The 19,419-nt window shown below is 74.3% G+C and carries 15 protein-coding genes, 1 tRNA gene and 1 pseudogene; 8 read left to right on the top strand and 9 right to left on the bottom strand.

Features of this window, described 5'->3' with window-relative positions:
* The first annotated feature begins 117 nt into the window (after positions 1-117).
* The 8 genes and pseudogenes from ASF82_RS03090 (at position 118) to ASF82_RS03055 (ending at position 9,271) form a co-directional block, all read left to right on the top strand.
* A complete protein-coding gene (locus tag ASF82_RS03090) occupies positions 118-1,236 on the top strand; it encodes a YihY/virulence factor BrkB family protein (RefSeq protein WP_056053217.1) in 1,119 nt (372 codons plus the stop codon).
* A 10-nt stretch (positions 1,237-1,246) separates the two neighbouring features.
* A complete protein-coding gene (locus ASF82_RS03085) occupies positions 1,247-2,092 on the top strand; it encodes an exodeoxyribonuclease III (protein ID WP_056053214.1) in 846 nt (281 codons plus the stop codon).
* A gap of 25 nt (positions 2,093-2,117) precedes the next feature.
* Entirely contained in the window at positions 2,118-3,164 is a 1,047-nt protein-coding gene (gene trpS / locus ASF82_RS03080) for a tryptophan--tRNA ligase (RefSeq protein ID WP_082514268.1), read from the top strand.
* 2 nt (positions 3,165-3,166) lie between these two features.
* Positions 3,167-3,868 (top strand): GNAT family N-acetyltransferase, encoded by a 702-nt coding sequence (locus ASF82_RS03075; RefSeq protein WP_082514430.1) that lies wholly within the window; start codon positions 3,167-3,169, stop codon positions 3,866-3,868.
* Between the two features lie 29 nt (positions 3,869-3,897).
* Positions 3,898-4,899 carry a bifunctional diaminohydroxyphosphoribosylaminopyrimidine deaminase/5-amino-6-(5-phosphoribosylamino)uracil reductase RibD gene (gene ribD, locus ASF82_RS03070; RefSeq protein WP_082514429.1) on the top strand — a complete coding sequence of 334 codons (1,002 nt, stop codon included), beginning with the start codon at positions 3,898-3,900 and terminating at the stop codon, positions 4,897-4,899.
* Between the two features lie 56 nt (positions 4,900-4,955).
* Positions 4,956-5,573: pseudogene (ribA, locus tag ASF82_RS03065) on the top strand (GTP cyclohydrolase II); the annotation flags it as partial.
* A 224-nt stretch (positions 5,574-5,797) separates the two neighbouring features.
* Positions 5,798-7,144 (top strand): MFS transporter, encoded by a 1,347-nt coding sequence (locus ASF82_RS03060; protein ID WP_056053201.1) that lies wholly within the window; start codon positions 5,798-5,800, stop codon positions 7,142-7,144.
* Positions 7,145-7,327: 183 nt separating this feature from the next.
* A complete protein-coding gene (locus ASF82_RS03055) occupies positions 7,328-9,271 on the top strand; it encodes an ABC transporter ATP-binding protein (RefSeq protein WP_082514267.1) in 1,944 nt (647 codons plus the stop codon).
* 68 nt (positions 9,272-9,339) lie between these two features.
* Here the strand turns inward: ASF82_RS03055 and ASF82_RS03050 are convergent, their stop codons facing one another.
* The 9 genes from ASF82_RS03050 to topA all read right to left on the bottom strand — a co-directional run bounded on the left by ASF82_RS03050 (position 9,340) and on the right by topA (position 19,300).
* Entirely contained in the window at positions 9,340-10,407 is a 1,068-nt protein-coding gene (locus ASF82_RS03050; RefSeq protein ID WP_056053198.1) for a Gfo/Idh/MocA family oxidoreductase, read from the bottom strand.
* On the bottom strand, positions 10,404-10,991 hold the full coding sequence (locus ASF82_RS03045) for an isochorismatase family protein (RefSeq protein ID WP_056053195.1): 588 nt from the start codon (positions 10,989-10,991) through the stop codon (positions 10,404-10,406). Before ASF82_RS03045 ends, ASF82_RS03050 begins: the two co-directional genes overlap by 4 nt.
* A gap of 72 nt (positions 10,992-11,063) precedes the next feature.
* Positions 11,064-12,632 (bottom strand): D-alanyl-D-alanine carboxypeptidase/D-alanyl-D-alanine-endopeptidase, encoded by a 1,569-nt coding sequence (locus tag ASF82_RS03040; protein WP_082514428.1) that lies wholly within the window; start codon positions 12,630-12,632, stop codon positions 11,064-11,066.
* Positions 12,633-12,642: 10 nt separating this feature from the next.
* Positions 12,643-13,647 (bottom strand): Gfo/Idh/MocA family protein, encoded by a 1,005-nt coding sequence (locus ASF82_RS03035; protein WP_056053192.1) that lies wholly within the window; start codon positions 13,645-13,647, stop codon positions 12,643-12,645.
* A gap of 111 nt (positions 13,648-13,758) precedes the next feature.
* Positions 13,759-13,831: transfer RNA gene (locus tag ASF82_RS03030), tRNA-Thr, on the bottom strand.
* A 60-nt stretch (positions 13,832-13,891) separates the two neighbouring features.
* Entirely contained in the window at positions 13,892-14,569 is a 678-nt protein-coding gene (locus ASF82_RS03025; RefSeq protein ID WP_056053190.1) for a TetR family transcriptional regulator, read from the bottom strand.
* Positions 14,570-14,583: 14 nt separating this feature from the next.
* Entirely contained in the window at positions 14,584-15,726 is a 1,143-nt protein-coding gene (locus ASF82_RS03020; RefSeq protein WP_056053187.1) for a DNA polymerase III subunit delta', read from the bottom strand.
* Positions 15,723-16,349, bottom strand: coding sequence for a dTMP kinase (gene tmk, locus ASF82_RS03015; protein WP_056053183.1), 627 nt, complete (start codon positions 16,347-16,349; stop codon positions 15,723-15,725). Before tmk ends, ASF82_RS03020 begins: the two co-directional genes overlap by 4 nt.
* The gene (gene topA, locus ASF82_RS03010; RefSeq protein ID WP_056053181.1) at positions 16,349-19,300 is read right to left on the bottom strand and encodes a type I DNA topoisomerase; all 2,952 of its coding nucleotides are present in this window, start codon (positions 19,298-19,300) and stop codon (positions 16,349-16,351) included. Before topA ends, tmk begins: the two co-directional genes overlap by 1 nt.
* Positions 19,301-19,419 lie beyond the last annotated feature (119 nt).

The raw sequence follows: 19,419 nt of genomic DNA, 5'->3' as shown, positions 1-19,419 counted from the left end.
ATGCTCGGGAGTGGACGGCGCACACGGGAGGGGCGGCGCCGCACGGTCGTCCACATCGTACGCGAGCGGGCCTGTCCGTCCGCGGCCCCCCGGCGCGCGGGCACCTACGCTGGGGGCATGCGCCGCCGACCCGACGACGAAGCGACCCCGCCCCCGCCCTCGGCCCCCGCACCGGCGACGCCCGCGGGGCCCTCGGCGGCGGCCCGCCTGCTCGGGTCGCGCCTCGTCCGCGTGGTCGGGCGACACGTCGCCTCGAAGGGGCCGCTGCTCGCGGCCGGCCTCACCTACCAGGCGCTCTTCGCCCTCTTCTCGGCCCTCTGGGTCGGCTTCAGCGTGGCGGGCTTCGTCGTGGCCGGCGACGTCGTCCTCCGCGACGAGCTCGTCGTCTTCATCCAGTCGGCCGTGCCCGGCGTCATCAAGGACGACTCGGGAGCCGGCGTCGTGGAGCCGGGCGCCCTGATGAACGCCTCGGTGTTCGGCTGGACGGGCACCGTCGCGCTCGTCGGCCTGCTGTTCGGGTCCGTCCGCCTGTTCGGCAGCATGCGCGACTCCGTCCGCACGGTCTTCCGGGCCCCGACGCCGGCCCCGTCGCTGATCGTCCTCGTGCTGCGCGACCTGGCCCTCGCCGTGGCCTTCGGCGTGGCCGTCCTCGTCTCGGCGTCGATCTCCCTGCTGAGCACCACGGCGGTCACCTGGGGCCTGCACCTCGTCGGGCTCTCCACGGCCTCCCCGGCGTCCGTCGTGCTGCTCCGGGTCGTGGCGCTCGTCCTCGTGTTCGCGTTCGACACCGCGGTGCTCGTCGCGCTCTTCCGGGTGCTGGCCGGCCTGCACATCCCCGGCCGGCGACTCCTCGCGGGGTCGGCGCTCGGCGCGGCCGGCTTCGTGCTCATCACCTTCGTCGGCGGCACGCTGCTGCGGGCCGCGGGGTCGAACCCCCTCCTCGCCTCCTTCGCCGCGATCGTCGGCCTGCTGCTCGTCATCAACCTGCTCTGCCAGGTGCTGCTGCTCGCCGCCGCCTGGATCGCGGTCGGGCTTGACGACATCGGCGTGCGGGCCGACCCCCGCGAGGAGGCCGAGCGGCTGCGCCGCCTCGAGGAGGAACGGCTCGCCCAGGAGGCGCGGGTCGTCTCCGCCCCCCGGCGCGCGGCGTCGCGGGTGCGGGGCCTCGCCGCCCACGTCGCCCGGGCCGCCGGGTCGGTGCGGCGCCGAGGCGGCGACGTCGGCGGCCGCCGGTAGTCTCGTCGGCATGTCACAACGCCTCCGACTCGCGTCCGTCAACGTCAACGGCATCCGCGCCGCGTACCGCAAGGGCATGGGCGAGTGGCTGGCCGACCGCGACGTCGACGTGCTGACCCTGCAGGAGGTGCGGGCCACCACCGACGACCTCGAGGGCCTGCTCGGCCCCGAGTGGAACGTCATCCACCACCCCGCCACCGCGAAGGGCCGCGCCGGCGTCGCCATCGCGTCCCGCGGCGCCGCGGTGATCCACCGCGTGGAGCTCGGGCCGGACGACTTCGACAGCGCCGGCCGCTGGATCGAGGCCGACTACGACGTCGACGGCACGATCGTCACCGTCGTGAGCACCTACGTGCACTCGGGCGAGGTCGGCACCGAGAAGCAGGACGAGAAGTGGCGGTTCCTCGACGCGATGTCGGAGAGGCTCCCGCAGCTCGCGGCGCACTCCGAGCTCGCCGTCGTGACGGGCGACCTCAACGTCGGCCACCGCGAGCTCGACATCAAGAACTGGAAGGGCAACGTCAAGCGCGCCGGCTTCCTGCCCCGCGAGCGCGCCTACTTCGACCGCTTCTTCGGCGAGGCCGGCCAGCCCGTCGAGACCGTCGACGGCAGCGGCGGCACCGGCCTCGGCTGGGTCGACGTCGGGCGCCGCCTCTCGGGCGAGGTCGAGGGGCCCTACTCGTGGTGGTCGTGGCGCGGCCAGGCCTTCGACAACGACACGGGCTGGCGCATCGACTACCACGTGGCGACCCCGGCCCTCGCCGAGCGCGCCTCGGGCTACACGATCGACCGCGCCGCGTCGTACGACAAGCGCTGGTCCGACCACGCCCCCGTCGTCGTCGACTACGACATCTGACCCGCACCGCCCCCACGAGGACACCATGACCACGCTCCCCCCCTCCCCCGCCCCGACCACGACGCCCGGGCAGAAGCCCCGCCTCTTCTCGGGCATGCAGCCGTCGGCCGACTCGCTGCACATCGGCAACTACGTGGGCGCCCTGCTGCAGTGGCGCGAGATGCAGTCGACGCACGAGGCGCTCTTCTGCGTCGTCGACATGCACGCCATCACCGTGGCGCAGGAGCCCGCGACGCTCCGCGAGTCGACGCGTCGCACCGCGGCGCAGTACATCGCGGCCGGCATCGACCCCGAGCGCTCGACGCTCTTCATCCAGTCGCACGTGCCGGCGCACGCCCAGCTCGCGTGGGTGCTGAACACCCTCACCGGCTTCGGCGAGGCCAGCCGCATGACCCAGTTCAAGGACAAGGCGGCGAAGCAGGGCGCCGACACGGCCTCGCTCGGCCTCTTCGCCTACCCGACCCTCATGGCCGCCGACATCCTCCTCTACGGCGCCCACGAGGTCCCGGTCGGCGACGACCAGCGCCAGCACGTCGAGCTGACGCGCGACCTCGCGAACCGCTTCAACTCGCGCTTCGGCCCGACGCTCGTCGTGCCCGAGGCGGTCGTCCAGGCGGAGGGCGCCCGGGTCTACGACCTGCAGTCGCCCGAGTCGAAGATGAGCAAGTCTGCGGCCACCGAGGCCGGCGTGGTCTGGATGCTCGACGAGCCCAGCCGCACCGCGAAGAAGATCAAGTCGGCCGTGACCGACGCCGAGCGCGAGATCCGCTTCGACCGCGGCGCGAAGCCCGGGGTCTCGAACCTGCTGACCATCCTCTCCGCCTTCACCGAGACCCCCGTGGCCTCGCTGGAGGAGCAGTACGCGGGCCGCGGCTACGGCGACCTCAAGAAGGACGTCGCGGAGGCGGTGGTGGAGACGTTCACCCCGATCCGCGCGCGGGCGCTCGAGCTGCTCGACGACCCCGCCGAGCTGGACCGCGTGCTGGCCGGCGCCGCCGACCGGGCCGGCGAGATCGCCGAGGCGACCCTCGCCACCGTGTACGAGCGCATCGGGTTCCTCGCGAGGGCGTGACGGTGCGCGCGTTCACGCTCCGCTCGCCGCTCGTCGAGCTGCGAGCGCCCGACACGAGCGACGTCGAGGCGATCGTGGCGGCCTGCCACGACCCCGAGACCGTCCGCTGGACGACCGTGCCCACGCCCTACGACCGCTCCGACGCCGAGTTCTTCCTCGACCGGATCGTCGACCACGGCTGGGCCACGGGCCGCGAGATGACCTGGGGCCTCCGGGCCCCGGGGTCGTCCGAGCTCGTCGGCGTGGTCAGCGTGCGGACGGCGGGCCGCGACGTCGGCTTCTGGACGGCGCCGACGGCCCGCGGCCGCGGCCTCATGACCGAGGCCGTGCAGCTCGTCGTCGACTGGGCCCTCGGCGAGGGCGGCCTGCCCGAGGTGCGCTGGGAGGCGCACGTCGGCAACGTCGCGTCGGCCGCGGTCGCCCGCCGGGTGGGCTTCCGGTACCTCGGGGCGGCCCCGGGCCTGCACCCGGGGCGCGACGGCGAGCACCCCCTGTGCTGGACGGCTCGGCTCGGCCCCGACGACGACCGCGAGCCGGCGCCGGGCTGGCCCGCGCCCCTCACCGGGGAATTCCCCGGTGCCGCGAGCGTTGGGTCGAGGGCCGACGCTCCCGTCGGGCCTGGCGACCGCCCTCACGTCGCGACCCCTGCCCCGGCACCGACGCCCCCTCCCGCCCCACCGACCGCTCCCCCGGAGACCCCGTGACCCTCGCCCCCGCCGTGCTCGAGACGGCCATGCGCCGCGCCCTCGAGCTGGCGGCCCGCGGCACGCTCCTCGGCGTGAACCCGCGGGTGGGCTGCGTGCTGCTCCGACCGGACGGCACCGTCGCCGCCGAGGGCTGGCACCGCGGCGCCGGGACGGCGCACGCCGAGGTCGACGCGCTCTCGCAGCTGGCGCCCGGCGAAGCCCGGGGCACGACCGCGATCGTCACCCTCGAGCCCTGCGACCACACCGGCCGGACGGGGCCCTGCAGCGAGGCCCTGCTGGCGGCCGGCGTCGAGCGCGTCGTGTACGCCGTCGGTGACCCCGGCCGGGACTCCTCGGGAGGGGCCGACCGGCTCCGCGCCTCCGGCGTTGACGTCGTCCCGGGGGTGCTCGAGGCCGAGGGCCGCGAGTTCCTGCACCGCTGGCTCACGGCCGTCGAGCTGCGCCGCCCCTTCGTCACGCTGAAGTGGGCCTCGAGCCTCGACGGCCGCGTGGCCGCGGCGGACGGCTCCAGCCGCTGGGTCACCGGCGACGCCGCCCGCCTCGACGTCCACGCCCGACGGGCCGAGCACGACGCGATCCTGGTCGGCACGGGCACCGCCCTCACCGACGACCCGTCGCTCACCGCCCGCGACGCCGACGGCGGACTGCTGCCCGAGCAGCCCCTGCCCGTCGTCGTCGGCGACCGCGAGCTGCCGGCCGGGGCGGCCCTGCACGCGCACCCGCGTGGGCTCGTCCGGGCGGCGACCCACGACCTCGCCGCCGTGCTCGACGACCTCTGGCGGCGTGACGTCCGGAGCGTCCTCGTCGAGGGCGGGCCGACCGTGGCGAGCGAGCTCGTCCGGCGCGGGCTCGTCGACGAGTACCTCGTCTACCTCGCCCCGACGCTGCTCGGCGGGCCCCGGACGGCGCTCGACGACCTCGGCGTCGACACCATCGACGACCAACGCCGGCTGACCGTCGTGAGCACCGCCGCGCTGGGCGACGACCTCCTCGTCGTGGCCCGCGCCCCGCACCGGAGGACCCCGTGACCGATACCCCCGCCGCCGACGCCCCCACCTCAGGGCCCGCGACCGCCCCCGCCGTCTCGTCGCAGGTGCGGTTCGAGGTCGAGACGACCGTCCCGACCAGCCACGGCACCTTCCGCATGCGCGCCTACGCCGACACCCTCACCGGGGCCGACCACATCGCGATCGTGGCGTCCGCCCCCGACGGCTCGCCGCCGCGCGACGGCGCCCTCGTGCGCGTGCACAGCGAGTGCCTGACGGGCGAGGCGTTCGGCTCGCTGAAGTGCGAGTGCGGACCGCAGCTCGACGCCGCCCTCGACACGATCCACGCCCACGGCGGCGTCGTCGTCTACCTGCGCGGCCACGAAGGCAGGGGCATCGGCCTCGTCGCCAAGCTCCGTGCCTACCGGCTCCAGGAGGACGGCCTCGACACCCTCGACGCCAACCTCGCCCTGGGGCTCCCGGCCGACTCCCGCGACTACGGAGCGGCGGCCGACATGCTGCGCGACCTGGGCGTCACCTCGATCCGGCTGCTGAGCAACAACCCGGAGAAGCGCCGTCAGCTGGCGGCGCACGGGATCGCCGTCAGCGAGACGGTGCCGCTCGTCGTCGGCGTCGGCACGTTCAACGCCGGCTACCTCGACACCAAGCGCGACCGCATGGGCCACGAGCTGCCGGACGACCTCGCCGGAGCCTGAGCCCGGCGTCGACGACGGTCGTCGCCCAGCGTCCGCCACGACGCCGTCGCGGAGGTAAGCTGGGAGGACGCTGTCACGAGCAGCGCCCCGCACCACCGGCGACGTGCGCCCACCGAGCACCGCACCAGCCGCCTCCGACACCTGCAGCGCACACCTCGCGCCGGGCGTCGTCGAGGCCGTCGCCCGTCCGCACCCGCCGCCCTGCCTGCCGCTCCGGAGCCTCCATGTCTGCCAGCACCGTCGCCTCGTCGACGCCCCCCGCCCCTCCCGCCAACAAGCGCTCGCGCGTCATCGTCGCGAGCCTCGTCGGCACCTCCATCGAGTTCTACGACTTCTACGTCTACGCGACGGCCGCCGTGCTCGTCTTCCCGACCGTCTTCTTCGCGAACGACGACCCCGCCGTCGCGCGCCTCGCCTCCTTCGCGGTCTTCGGCGTCGCCTTCATCGCCCGCCCGGTCGGCTCGGTGATCTTCGGCCACTTCGGCGACCGCATCGGCCGCAAGGGCACGCTCGTCGCCTCCCTGCTCACGATGGGGGTCGCGACGGTGCTGATCGGCTGCATCCCCGCCGGCACCACGCCCGGCTGGGCCGTCGCCGGCCCGGCCTGCCTCGTCGTGCTGCGCTTCTGCCAGGGCCTCGGCCTCGGCGGCGAGTGGAGCGGCGCCGCCCTGCTGGCGACCGAGAACGCCCCCGCGAAGCGCCGGGCGATCTACGGCACCTTCCCGCAGCTCGGCGCCCCGATCGGCTTCATCATCGCCAACCTGCTGTTCGTCGTGCTCAACAGCACGCTCACCGAGGAGCAGTTCCTGAGCTGGGGCTGGCGCCTGCCCTTCCTCGCCAGCGCCGTGCTCGTCGTGATCGGGCTCTACGTGCGCTTCAAGCTCATCGAGACGCCGGCCTTCCAGAAGGTCGTCGACTCGGGCAACGTCGCGACCCTGCCGCTCGCGCGCGTGTTCTCGACGAGCTGGCGCCCGCTCATCCTCGGCACGTTCATCATGCTGGCGACCTACACGCTCTTCTACCTGATGACGACGTTCACGCTGACCTACGGCACCGCCCCGGCCGAGGGCGCGGCGCCGGGCCTCGGCATCGCGCGCAACCAGTTCCTCTGGATGCTCATCCTCGGCGTCGTGTTCTTCGGCGTGTTCACTCTCGTCTCCGGCCCGCTGGCGGAGAAGTACGGCCGGCGCGCCCTGCTGATCTGCGTCACCGCGGGCATCCTCGTCTTCGGCTTCCTCTTCGCCCCGCTCTTCGCGGCAGGAGCGCTCGGCGCCCAGGCGCTGCTCATCATCGGCTTCGTGCTCATGGGGCTGACGTTCGGGCCGATGGGCGCGGTGCTGCCCGAGCTGTTCCCGACCAGCGTCCGCTACACCGGCTCGGCCATCAGCTACAACGTCGCCAGCATCCTCGGCGCGGCCGTCGCGCCGTTCATCGCCGTGGCGCTGTGGCAGGCCGCCGGGGGCAGCACCTGGCTGGTGGGGCTGTACCTGTCGTCGATGGCGGTGCTGACGCTGATCGCTCTGCTGCTGAGCTCGGAGACCCGCGACGTTCAGTACGAGACCTCGAGCTGACGGGCCGCACCGCGCCTCCTGCACCACCCCGGCCCGCTCCCCTCGGGGGGCGGGCCGTCGGCGTCCCCCGACAGGCGGCTCGCGGCCGCACGGCAGTACCCTCGACTCGGTGCCCGTGACCCCGGTCGCGTCGCGCCCACCGGTCGCGACCCGTCGCCGCGACGACCGAGCACGAGAGGCACCATGAGCTCCGACACGAGCACCCGCAAGCGCGCCGCCACCCAGGCCGAGGAGGCGCGGGTCGGCTCGCCGACGCCGCCCCCGGCCCGCAGGGGCCTGGGTCGACGCCCCCGGCCGGAGGGTCCGCGCGCGACCTTCCGCCAGCTCGTGCCGTACCTGTTCGAGCACCGGAAGGTGATGGTGTTCATCATCGTGCTCAGCGTGCTGGGCGCCGCCGCCTCGCTCGCCCAGCCCCTGCTGGTCAGCCGCGTCATCTCGGTCGTCCAGGCGGGCGACCCCCTCGGCCGCCTCGTCTGGCTGCTCGTCGCGCTGGTCGTCGTCGCGGGCCTGATCAGCGGGTTCCAGCACTACCTGCTGCAGCGCACCGGCGAGGGCGTGGTGCTCTCGAGCCGACGCCGCCTCGTCGGCCGCATGCTCAACCTGCCCATCAGCCAGTTCGACGTGCGGCGCACGGGCGACCTGGTGAGCCGCGTGGGCTCCGACACGACGCTCCTCCGCGCCGTCCTGACCCAGGGGCTGGTCGAGGCCATCGGCGGCTCGCTCACCTTCGTCGGGGCCCTGGTGGGCATGTTCCTCATCGACCCGGTGCTGCTCGGGCTCACCGTGCTCGTCGTGGCCGTCTCGGTCGCCGTCGTCGTGCTGCTCAGCGGCCGCATCCGCGTGGCCAGCCGCCAGGCGCAGGAGAAGGTCGGCGACCTGACCTCGTCGGTCGAGCGCGCGATCAGCTCGGTCCGCACCATCCGGGCCTCGGGCGCGACCGAGCGCGAGATCGCCGGCGTCGAGGAGGACGCCGTGGGCGCGTACCAGCGCGGCCTCCAGGTGGCGCGCATCTCGGCCCTCGTCGTGCCCATCGCCTCGGTCGCGATGCAGACGTCGTTCCTCGTCGTGCTCGGCGTGGGCGGCTACCGGGTCGCGAGCGGCTCGATCACCATCGCGTCGCTCGTCTCGTTCATCCTCTTCCTGTTCCTGATGATCATGCCGCTCGGCCAGGCCCTCGGCGCCGTGCTCAGCGTCAACCAGGCGCTGGGCGCCCTGGGCCGGATCCAGGAGATCCTCGACCTGCCCGGCGAGACCGAGCACGACGCCGAGACGGCGCGGGCGCTCGGCCCCGACGCCCGCGTCGAGACCGGCGACGCCGTGACCTTCGAGGACGTGCACTTCCGCTACCCCGACTCCCCCGTCGCCACGGGATCGGCCACCTCCCCCGGCGCAGTCGCCGCGGCCGCCGCGGGAGACCCGCAGGGCGAGGGGCCCGCCGCCGACGACCTCACCGTCCTCCACGGAGTCTCGTTCTCCGTGCCCGTCGGCCGGCGGACGGCCCTCGTGGGCCCCTCGGGCGCCGGCAAGAGCACGATCCTCGCGCTCATCGAGCGCTTCTACGACCCGACCGCCGGGGTCGTGCGCCTCGGCGGCGTCGACGTGCGGGCCCTCGACCGCGCCGAGCTGCGGGCCCAGATCGGGTACGTCGAGCAGGACGCCCCGGTGCTGGCCGGCACCCTCCGCGACAACCTGACCCTGGGGTCGCCCGATGCGTCGGACGACGACTGCCGCCGCGTGCTCGAGGCGGTCAACCTGACGGGCGTGCTCGAGCGCGGCGAGCAGGGCCTCGACGCCCAGGTCGGCGAGGACGGCGTGATGCTCTCCGGCGGCGAGCGTCAGCGCCTCGCCATCGCCCGGACCCTGCTCAACGCTCCCCCCGTGCTGCTCCTCGACGAGTCGACCTCGAGCCTCGACGGCCTCAACGAGCAGCGCCTCCGCGAGGCCATCGACGCGGTGGCCGAGAACAGGACGCTCATCGTCATCGCGCACCGGCTGTCGACCGTGGTCGACAGCGACCAGATCGTCGTCGTGGAGGCCGGCCGCGTCGTCGGCGTGGGCACCCACTCCGAGCTCGTCGTCAGCACGCCGCTCTACCGCGACCTCGCGAAGCACCAGCTCCTGGTCTGAGCGGGCGTCGCCGGCGGCACTGCCGTCGCCGGCGGCACTGCCGTCGACGCCGCCGGTCAGCGCCCTGGTCAGCCCTGCCGGGGCTCGGCCGACCGGCGTGCCCGCTCGACGACCTCGAGGGCGGCGACCGCGTCACGGGGGTCGACGGGCAGCGGCCCCTCCCCCCGCAGCGCCACGGCGAGCTGGGCGTAGAACGCGGGGTAGTCTCCGCGGTCGGTCGGCTCGGGCCGGGCGTCGGCGCCGATGCCCAGGAGGCCGGGCCGGGCCGGGTCCGAGAGCCCGTACCCCGGGTCGGCGGGCGAGACGCCCGCCGCGAGCTGCGCCTCCTGCGGGTCGAGCCCGTGCACGACGTACGCCCCCTGCGAGCCCAGGACCCTGAAGCGCGGACCGGGCTGGGCGGCCACGTGGCTCATCCAGAGCCGCGAGCGGACGCCGCCCGCGTGGCGGAGCGACACGACGACGTCGTCGTCCGCGACCGCGCCCGGTCGACGGACGGCGATCTCGGCGTGGACCTCCTCGGCGGGGCCGAAGAGCCTGAGTGCCTGGTCGACGAGGTGGGGGCCGAGGTCGAGGAGGATCCCCCCGCCCTGCTCGGCCGTGGCCGAGGCCTTCCAGCCCGCACGGTTGGCTGTCTTCCAGGGCTCGAAGCGCGACTCGAGGGTGTGGGCCTCCCCGAGGGCGCCGTCGCGCACGAGGCGCGACGCGGTCAGGAAGTCGCCGTCCCACCGGCGGTTCTGGTAGACGGTCAGGGGCCGCCCGAGCGACTCCGCGAGCTCCACGAGCGCGCGGGCCTCCTCGGCGCTGGTGGCCAGCGGCTTGTCGACGACGACCGCCGCCCCGCGCCGCAGGGCCTCCGCGGCCACCTCGACGTGGGTGTCGTTGGGGGTCGCGACGACGACGAGGTCCAGCGCGAGCGGCCAGAGGCCGTCGACGGCGTCGACCACCTCCACGCCCGGGTGGGCGGCCCGGGCCGCGTCGGCCTTGGCCGGGTCGCGCGTCACGACGGCGACGAGGTCGTAGGCCGGGTCGACCGCGAGGAGGGAGGCGTGGAAGACGCGGCCGGCGAGGCCGTAGCCCACGACGCCGACGCGGAGCGGGGCGCGCTCGTCGCCCCGCTCCGGGCCGGGCCCGGTCACGCGGCGACCTCGGTCGACGGGACGGTCTCGACCCCGGCGGCGCGCAGCTCGTCGAGCGCGGCCGCCGACGACTCCGCCCCGACCCCCGCGACGAGGTCGGTCAGCACGCGGACCCGGAGGCCCGCCCGGGCCGCGTCGAGCGCCGAGGCCCGCACGCAGTGGTCCGTGGCCAGGCCCACCACGTCGACCTCGTCGACGCCTCGCGACGCGAGGACCTCCGCCGCGGAGGACCCGTCGCCCGTCACGCCCTCGAACACCGAGTACGCCGGCGACCCGGCGCCCTTGGTCACGTGCACGTCGACGAGCGTCGCGTCGAGGGCGGGGTGGTAGTCGGCCCCGAGCGTGCCCGCCACGCAGTGCTCCGGCCACGAGTCGACCCAGTCGGGCTCGGCGCTGAAGTGGCCGCCGTTGTCGCCGTGGGCGGCGTGCCAGTCCCGGCTCGCGACCACGAGGTCGTACCGACCGCGGGAGTGGCGGAGGTGCTCGGTGACCGCCTCGGCGACGCGGGCGCCGCCGGTGACGGCCAACGCGCCTCCCTCGGTGAAGTCGTTCTGGACGTCGACGACGATCAGGGCTCTGCTCATGGCACCATCTTCGCGCGCCGGGCCGCGAGGCGCACGCCGGGCGGCGGCGCCCGGGGACGGCGGCGCGTCGGGTCACGTGTTGGAGAGCGAGTCCCCGCAGCTGTAGACGGCCGCCGTGAGCGTGTCGAGGGCGACCCGAGCGTCGTCGCGGACGTCGCCGATCGCGTAGAAGGCGAAGGCGAGAGGGGTGCCGTCGGCCGCCGCGACGGTGCCGGCGAGCGTGTAGGCCGTGTCGATCCAGCCGGTCTTGGCGTGCACCGCACCGCGGGCGACGGCGTTGGAGCCCGTGAAGCGCGAGGCCAGCGTGCCCGTGCGGCCCGAGATCGGGAGGGCGTCGTAGACCACGCCGAGGCCGCCCTCGCGGTCGAGCACCTTCACCATGAGGCGCGCCACGAAGGTCGAGGGCACGGCGTTCCCCTCGCTCAGCCCGGAGCCGTCGACGATGGTCACCGTCGACGCGTCGAGCCCGTACGCGCTGGTCAGCACCGAGCGGTAGAGCGTCGTGAGCGAGGCCGCAGAGCCGTCGGCCCCCGACTCCTTCGACGACGCGCGGGCCAGCATCTCGGCGAGGGTGTTGTCGGAGACGGGGAGCATCTGCGAGATGAGCGTCGAGACGGGCTGCGACGACACGGTGCCGAGCACGGTGGCGCTCGTCGCCGAGCCCGGGGCCATGGTCGCGCTGTCGGCACCGGCCACGCCGGCCGCGACGAGGGCGGCGCGGAAGGCGTCGCCGGCACGGGCGACCGGGTCTGTGCTGCGCGGGCTGGTCTGGGCGGCGGGGTCGGCGCGGTCGCCGTCGACCATGAGCGCCGTCACCTCGCTGTGGTAGCCGATCGTCTGCTCGGTGCGCTTCCACGACGGGTCCCACTTGTCGGCGGCGCTCCACCAGGTCGCGTCGAGCGTGATCTGGCTCACGGGCTGGTCGCCGAGCGAGGCCTTGACCTGGCCGGCGAGGTCGGCGAGCGTGGGAGCACCCGAGTAGACGCTGCGGCCCGTCGCGCTGAGCGTCGCGTCGCCGCCGCCGACGAGGGCGATCGAGCCCGTGCCGGGGTCGCCGGTGACCTGCGTGCGGAGGCGGTGGTCGGCCCCCAGCACCGAGAGGGCGACCGCGCTCGTCAGCGTCTTGAGCACGCTCCCCGTGCGGGCGGGCGTCGAGCCGTCCCGGTCGAGCAGGACCTCGCCGGTCGCGGCGTTCACGACGGTGCCCTCGAACTGGGCCAGGCGGGAGTCGGCGGCCGGGCCGGAGACCGAGCAGGTGCGGAGGCGCGTGGGGGCCGGGATCTCCCCCGGGACGGACCGGACGGGGTCGGCCTCGGCGGTCGGCGTCGGCGTCACGGTCACGGCGGCGGCCGGATCGCTCGACGAAGGCGACGCGGACGACGCGGTGCCGCGAGACGACGGAGCGGTCGCGGCGCCGGCGGCCACGGCCCCGCCGCCGAGGAGGGCGAAGGCGGTCACGGCGGCCGTCACCAGGGCGGCGCGCGGGTGCTCGCGGACGAGGCGCCCGAGGCCCGCACGGGCGGGCGGGGCGGTCGTCGACGCGGTGCCCGTCGACCCGGTGCTCGTCGACGGGGCGCCCGTCGGGGCCTGGCCGTCGGCGGGCACGTCGGGGTGGTCGGTGAGGTCGCCCTGATCGTTCATCGGGGTCATCCTACGGAACGCGGACCGCGCCTCCGGCCTCTCCGGGGTAGCGGACGCCCACCTGGCGACGCATCTCGTCCATCACGCGCATCACCTCGAGCATGTCGGCGTGGGTCAGGGCGGGGCTCTCCCGCTCGCCGGCGGCGACGAGGCGCTCGAGCTCGACCGCCTGGTGGTGCATGCCGCGCAGCCCGTCGTCGACGGCGTCGTAGCGCTCGACCACGGCGCCCTCCGCGTCGAGGACGGTGAAGCCGCCCGGGGCGTAGAAGGTGGCGTCGACCTCGATGCGACCCTCGCTGCCGTACAGGACGGCGGTGTTCGCGCCGGCCGTGTCGAGGGCGGCGAAGACCGTCGAGGTGGCGCCGGAGGCGTGCAGCAGCGACGCGCCGATGCGCCGGTCGACGCCCTGGTCGCTGAGCACGCCGGTGGCGGCGACCGTCTCGACCGGCCCGAGCAGGTCGGCGGCGAACGAGACCGGGTAGACGCCGAGGTCGAGCAGCGCGCCGCCGCCGAGGGCGGGGTCGTTGATGCGGTGACGCGGGTCGGTCGGCAGCGCCTGGAGGTGGTGGGCCGTGAGGAGTCGCGGTTCGCCGACGACCCCGGCCCGCACCACCTCGCGGAGCCGCACCTGCTGCGGCAGGAAGCGCGTCCACATCGCCTCGAGCGCCACCACGTCGGCCTCACGGGCCGCGTCGAGCACCTCGGCGGCCTCGGCCTGGTTCACCGTGAACGGCTTCTCGACGAGGACGTGCTTCCCCGCGCGGATCGCGAGCAGGGCCGCGTCGCGGTGGAAGGGGTGGGGCGTGGCGACGTAGACCGCGTCGACCTCGGGGTCGGCGACGAGCTCCTCGTAGCTGCCGTGCGCACCGGCCACGCCGTGGCGGTCGGCGAACTCCCGCGCCTTGTCGAGCCGGCGCGAGCCCACGGCCGTGACCGTCAGCCCGGCGCCGAGCAGGTCGGCCGTGAACGCGTCGGCGATGCCGCCGGCGCCGAGGATGCCCCATCGAGTCGTCATGCGACCTGTCTACCAGGCACCACGGCGGTCGGACGCCTCCGCCGGCGGGACCCGGCCGCCCGGCCGAGACGAGGAGAGGCCCGGATCCGTGGGGATCCGGGCCTCTGGGGGAGCCGCTTTGGAGAATCGAACTCCAGACCTTCTCATTACGAGTGAGACGCTCTACCGACTGAGCTAAAGCGGCGGATCTCGATCAGATCGAGAACCCGTGCCTCTCGGCACGATCACCAACTGTAGCGGATTCTCAGAGCTCTCGCGTCACGACCCGGCGGAGGTCGGCGAACGAGTCCTCCATGCGGGCCCGCAGGCTGAAGCGGTGGTCGGCCGCGTGGTCGGCGTCGTCGTCGTCGATCCACTCGGCCCAGGCGTGCCGGAGCGCCGCGATGACGACGAGCGTGACGAGGTGCGCGCGGCTCTCGAGCAGCGCACGCCCTCCCCCGTCGGAGACGGCGGCGGACAGGCGCGGGTCGGCGGTGAAGCGACGCGCGACGATCTCGGAGAGGCGCTCCTCGAAGTCGCGCATCGACGCGATCCGCTTCGCGAACAGGTCGGGGTGGGCGCGCAGCACGATGCGACGGCGCTGCACGAGCTCACGGTCGACCGTGGCCGTCACGACGGCCTGGTCGAGGAGGGCGACGAGGCCGTCGAGGATGGGCTCGTCGTGCCCGTCCACGAACTGGTCGATGGCGGCGCCGTCGGGCAGCTCGGGCGGGTCGCCGACGACGGCCTCCTCCTTCGACGTGAAGTAGTTGAAGAAGGTGCGGGGCGAGACGTCGGCGCGGCGACTGATCATCTCGACGGTGACGGCGTCGAAGCCGTTCTCGGCGATGAGGTCGAGGACGGCGACCTGGATCGCTCGTCGGGTGGCCAGCCTCTTGCGCTCACGCAGTCCGGGAGGGGCTGTCGCTGTGGGGTCGGTCATGGGCACATCCTGCCTCACCGGACCGCGTGCCTGCTGACGGCGACCAGCATCGCCTCCAGCGCGAGGGCGGGGGCGACGTTCGACTCGATGCGCCGCCGGGCCACGCTGACCGCGTCCATCACGGCGAGGGTGGTGGCCGGCGTCGAGGCCGTCACCGCCTGCTCGAGCTGCGGCCGGATGCTCTCGTTGACGAGGTCGTCGCCGACGCCGAGGTGCAGCAGGAGGACGTCCCGGTAGAGCGACAGCAGGTCGACCATGATGCGGTCGATGCCGTCGCGGAGGCTGCGCGTCGCGCGGCGCTTCTGGTCGTCGTCGAGGGCGCGCAGCTGGCTCCGCAGCGCGGGCGGGACGGTGCCGCCGGGCTCGACGCCCAGGGAGCGCAGGGCGCTCGCGCGCTCCTCCGCGTCGCGCTCCTCGGTGATGGCCTTGGCGTCGTCCCCCGCCACGGCGAGCATGGTGGAGGCAGCGATCACCGCGTCGGAGACCGAGCGGATGCCGAGGGCGGTCTCGAGGGTCGTCCGCCGTCGGGCGCGCGCCTCGGGGTTGGTCGCGAGCCGCTGGGCCATCCCGATGTGGCTCTGCGCCTCGCGGGCGGCGACCAGGGCGGTGGCGGGCTCGACCCCCCGGCGCTCGAGCAGGGCGGCGACGTCGTGCACGGACGGGACGCGGAGGCGCACGCTCCGCACGCGGGACCGGATCGTCGGGATGAGGTCGGCCTCGCTCGGCGCGCAGAGGATCCACACCGTGCGGGGCGGCGGCTCCTCGAGGGCCTTGAGCAGCAGGTTGGAGGTCCGCTCGGTCATCCGGTCGGCGTCCTCGATGACGACGACGCGGTACCGCCCGACGGAGGGCGAGAACTGCGAGGCCGCGACGAGCGACCGGACCTCGTCGATGGTGATGATGATGCGCTCCGTGCTCAGCACCGCGAGGTCGGGGTGCGACCGTGCCGCCACCTGGCGCGCGGTCGCCTCGTCGTCGTCGCCCCGGGCGAGCAGCGCCCCGGCGAAAGCGTAGGCCAGGTTCGAGCGGCCCGAGCCGGGCGGGCCGGTGATCAGCCAGGAGTGCGTCATCGACGAGTTCGCCGGGTCGGCCGAGGCCGCCGCCTTCAGGGAGTCGATGGCGTCGGCCTGGCCGGTGAGGTCGTCCCAGAACGTCACGGGCGGTCGAGGAGGGTCTCGACGCGGGACCGGACGGAGGCGGCGATCGCGTCGACGGGCAGGGTCGCGTCGACGACGAGGAAGCGCTCGGGCTCGGCGTCGGCGATCGCGAGGAAGGCGGCCCTGACCCTCGCGTGGAAGTCCTGGGCCTCGGCCTCGAGGCGGTCGTAGGTGGTGCGCGACGCGTCGAGGCGCGACCGGGCCGCGGCCTCGTCGAGGTCTAGCAGGACGGTCAGGTCGGGGGCGAGGCCCTCCACGGCCCAGCGCGAGAGGTCGCGCACCTCGTCGCCGCCCAGCACGCGACCGGCGCCCTGGTAGGCGACCGAGGAGTCGATGTAGCGGTCCTGCACGACGACGTCGCCGTGCTCCAGCGCGGGGCGGACGAGGGTGTCGACGTGCTGGGCCCGGTCGGCCGCGTAGAGGAGCGCCTCGGCGCGCGGGGCGATGTGGCCACGGCGGTGCAGCACGATCTCGCGCAGCTCCAGCCCCAGGTCGGTGCCGCCCGGCTCTCGGGTGCGCACGACCCGACGACCCTGCTCGGTCAGCCACGACTCGAGCAGGCCCGCCTGCGTGGTCTTGCCCGAGCCGTCGCCGCCCTCGAACGTGACGAAGAGGCCCGCCACTACTCGCCAGTCGAGTCGGTCGTCGACGACGCGGCCTCGGTCGCCGCCGCCTTCGCGGCCGCGGCCTTCGCGGTCGCGGCCTTCGCGGTCGCGGCCTTCGTCGTGGCGGCCTTCGTGGTCGCGGCCTTCGCGGTCGCGGCCCCGGTCGTGGCGGCCTTCGTCGTCGCGGCCTTCTTCACGGGCGCCTTCTTGGCGGGGGCCTTCTTGGCCGGTGCCTTCTTGGCGGGGGCCTTGGCCTTCGGCTTCGCCGGGCCCTTGGCGCGCTTGTCGGCGAGCAGCTCGACGGCGCGGTCGAAGTCGACCTCCTCCACCGTCTCTCCGCGGGGGATGGTGGCGTTCGTCTCGCCGTCGGTCACGTAGGGCCCGAAGCGGCCGTCCTTGACCTTGATGGGCTTGCCGCTGACCGGGTCGGCCGCGAACTCGGCGAGCGCGCTGCTGGCTCGGCGGGCGCCGTACTTGGGCTGCGCGAACGCCTCGAGGGCGCCGGCGAGGTCGATCTCGAAGATCTGGTCCTCCGAGGTGAGCGACCGGGTGTCCGTCCCCTTCTTCAGGTACGGGCCGTAGCGGCCGTTCTGGGCCTGGATCTCGTCGCCGCTCTCGGGGTCGAGGCCGACGGTGCGGGGCAGGTCGAGCAGCGCGAGGGCGGTCTGCAGGTCGATCGTGTCGACGCTCATGCTCTTGAAGAGCGACGCCGTGCGCTCCTTCGGGGCGGCCTTCTTCGCGGCGGGCTTCTTGGCCGGGGCCGCGGCCCCGGTCGCGGGCGCCGCGGCGGGAGCCTCGACGACCTCACCGGTCGCCGGGTCGGCCTCGACCTCCTCCGGCGTGCGCTCGGTGACGTACGGGCCGAATCGGCCGTCCTTCGCGACGACCTCCTTGCCCGACTCCGGGTTCGTCCCGACCACGCGGTCGCCCACGACGGGCGCCTCGATCAGCTCGCGCGCCTTGGCGGGCGTGAGCTCGTCGGGGGCGAGGTCCTCGGGCACGTTGACGCGCCGCGGGGTCTCCGGGTCGTCGCCGGGCGCCTCGAGGTACGGACCGTAGCGGCCGATGCGGAGCGTGATGCCCTCGCCCAGCGGGATGGAGTTGATGTCGCGGGCGTCGATCTCGCCGAGGTTGTCGATGACCTTGCGCAGGCCGCGGTGGGTCTCGTTGCCGAAGTAGAACCCGTTCAGCCAGTCGACCCGGTCGGCGTCGCCGCCGGCGATCTGGTCGAGGTCGTCCTCCATGCTGGCCGTGAAGTCGTACTCGACGAGGTCGCCGAAGTACTCCTCGAGCAGCCGGACGACCGAGAAGGCGATCCAGTTCGGCACGAGGGCGGTGCCGCGCGGGGTCACGTAGCCGCGGTCGACGATCGTCGACATGATGGCGGCGTACGTCGACGGCCGCCCGATGCCGAGCTCCTCGAGGGTCTTGACCAGGCTCGCCTCCGTGTAGCGGGGCGGCGCGCTGGTGTCGTGGCCCTTGGCCTCGACGTCGTCGAGGACGAGGTGCTGGCCCTCGGCCAGCACGGGCAGCTTCGCGTCGGCGGTCTCGGCGGCGCCGTGGCGGTCCTCGTCCCGACCCTCCTCGTAGGCGGCGAGGAAGCCGCGGAAGGTGATGACGGTGCCGGTCGCGACGAACTCCGCCAGGGTCCCGGCGGCGGTGCGGGGCGTGATGCCCGCGACGTCGTCGGGCGTCGTCGCCGAGACGACGACCGAGGCCGTCGAGCCCTTGGCGTCGGCCATCTGCGAGGCGACGGTGCGCTTCCAGATGAGGTCGTAGAGCTTCCAGTCGTTGCCGCGGAGCGCGCCCTGCATCTCGCTCGGCGTGCGGAACGTGTCGCCCGAGGGGCGGATCGCCTCGTGCGCCTCCTGCGCGTTCTTGCTCTTGCCGGCGTACGTGCGGGGCTTCTCGGGCACCGTCTCGGCGCCGTAGAGGGAGGCCGCCTGCTTCCGGGCGGCGTTCGTGGCCTGCTGCGACAGCGACGGCGAGTCGGTGCGCATGTAGGTGATGTGCCCGTTCTCGTACAGGGACTGCGCGACGCTCATCGTCTGGCGGGCGGAGAAGCGGAGCTTGCGCGCCGCCTCCTGCTGCAGGGTCGACGTGGTGAAGGGCGCGGCGGGGCGCCGCGTGTAGGGCTTCGACTCGACCGACGAGACGACGACGTCGACGCCCTCGGCCTCGAGGGCCCGCGTCAGCGCCGTGGCCGACTGCTCGTCGAGCGAGACGGCCTCGCCCTTGAGCCGGCCGCGGTCGTCGAAGTCACGGCCGCTGGCGACGCGCGAGCCGTTCACCCGGACGAGCCTCGAGGAGAAGGGCAGCGCCTCCCCGTCGGGCTCGAAGGTCGCGGTGAGGTCCCAGTAGGAGGCCGAGACGAAGGCGAGCCGCTCGCGCTCCCGGTCGACGACGAGCCGCGTGGCGGCGGACTGAACCCGACCGGCGGAGAGGCCGGGGCCGACCTTGCGCCAGAGGACCGGCGAGACCTCGTAGCCGTACAGCCGGTCGAGGATGCGCCGGGTCTCCTGGGCGTCGACGAGCGCGGTGTCGAGCTCGCGCGTGTTCTCCTGCGCCTGCTGGATGGCGTCCTTCGTGATCTCGTGGAAGACCATCCGCTTCACGGGGACCTTCGGCTTGAGCTCCTGGAGGAGGTGCCACGCGATGGCCTCGCCCTCGCGGTCCTCATCAGTGGCGAGGTAGAGCTCGTCGGCGCCCTTGAGGGCGCGCTTGAGGTCGGAGACCGTCTTCTTCTTGGCGTCGGAGACGACGTAGTAGGGCTCGAAGCCGTTCTCGACGTCGACGGAGAACTTGCCCAGCGAGCCCTTCTTCAGCTCGGCCGGCAGGTTCTTCGGCTCGACGAGGTCGCGGATGTGGCCGACCGAGGCGAGCACCTCGTAGCCGCTGCCGAGGTACTGGGCGATCGTCTTGGCCTTCGCGGGCGACTCGACGATGACCAGTTTCTTCGTGCCTGGCACGGGACTCCTTGCATTGGGGGGAACGACGGGACCAGCCCCGGGAGGCCGGTCAGACGGTCGGCGGCGGGCGACTCGCGTCGCACCCCGACCAGCGCGACGGCGCTGACGTGTGCCGCCGA

The organism is Frigoribacterium sp. Leaf164, assembly GCF_001423665.1.
GTDB lineage: Bacteria > Actinomycetota > Actinomycetes > Actinomycetales > Microbacteriaceae > Frigoribacterium > Frigoribacterium endophyticum.
The sequence above is the reverse complement of the archived record's forward strand: the minus strand, read 5'-3'. Positions and strand labels throughout refer to the sequence as shown.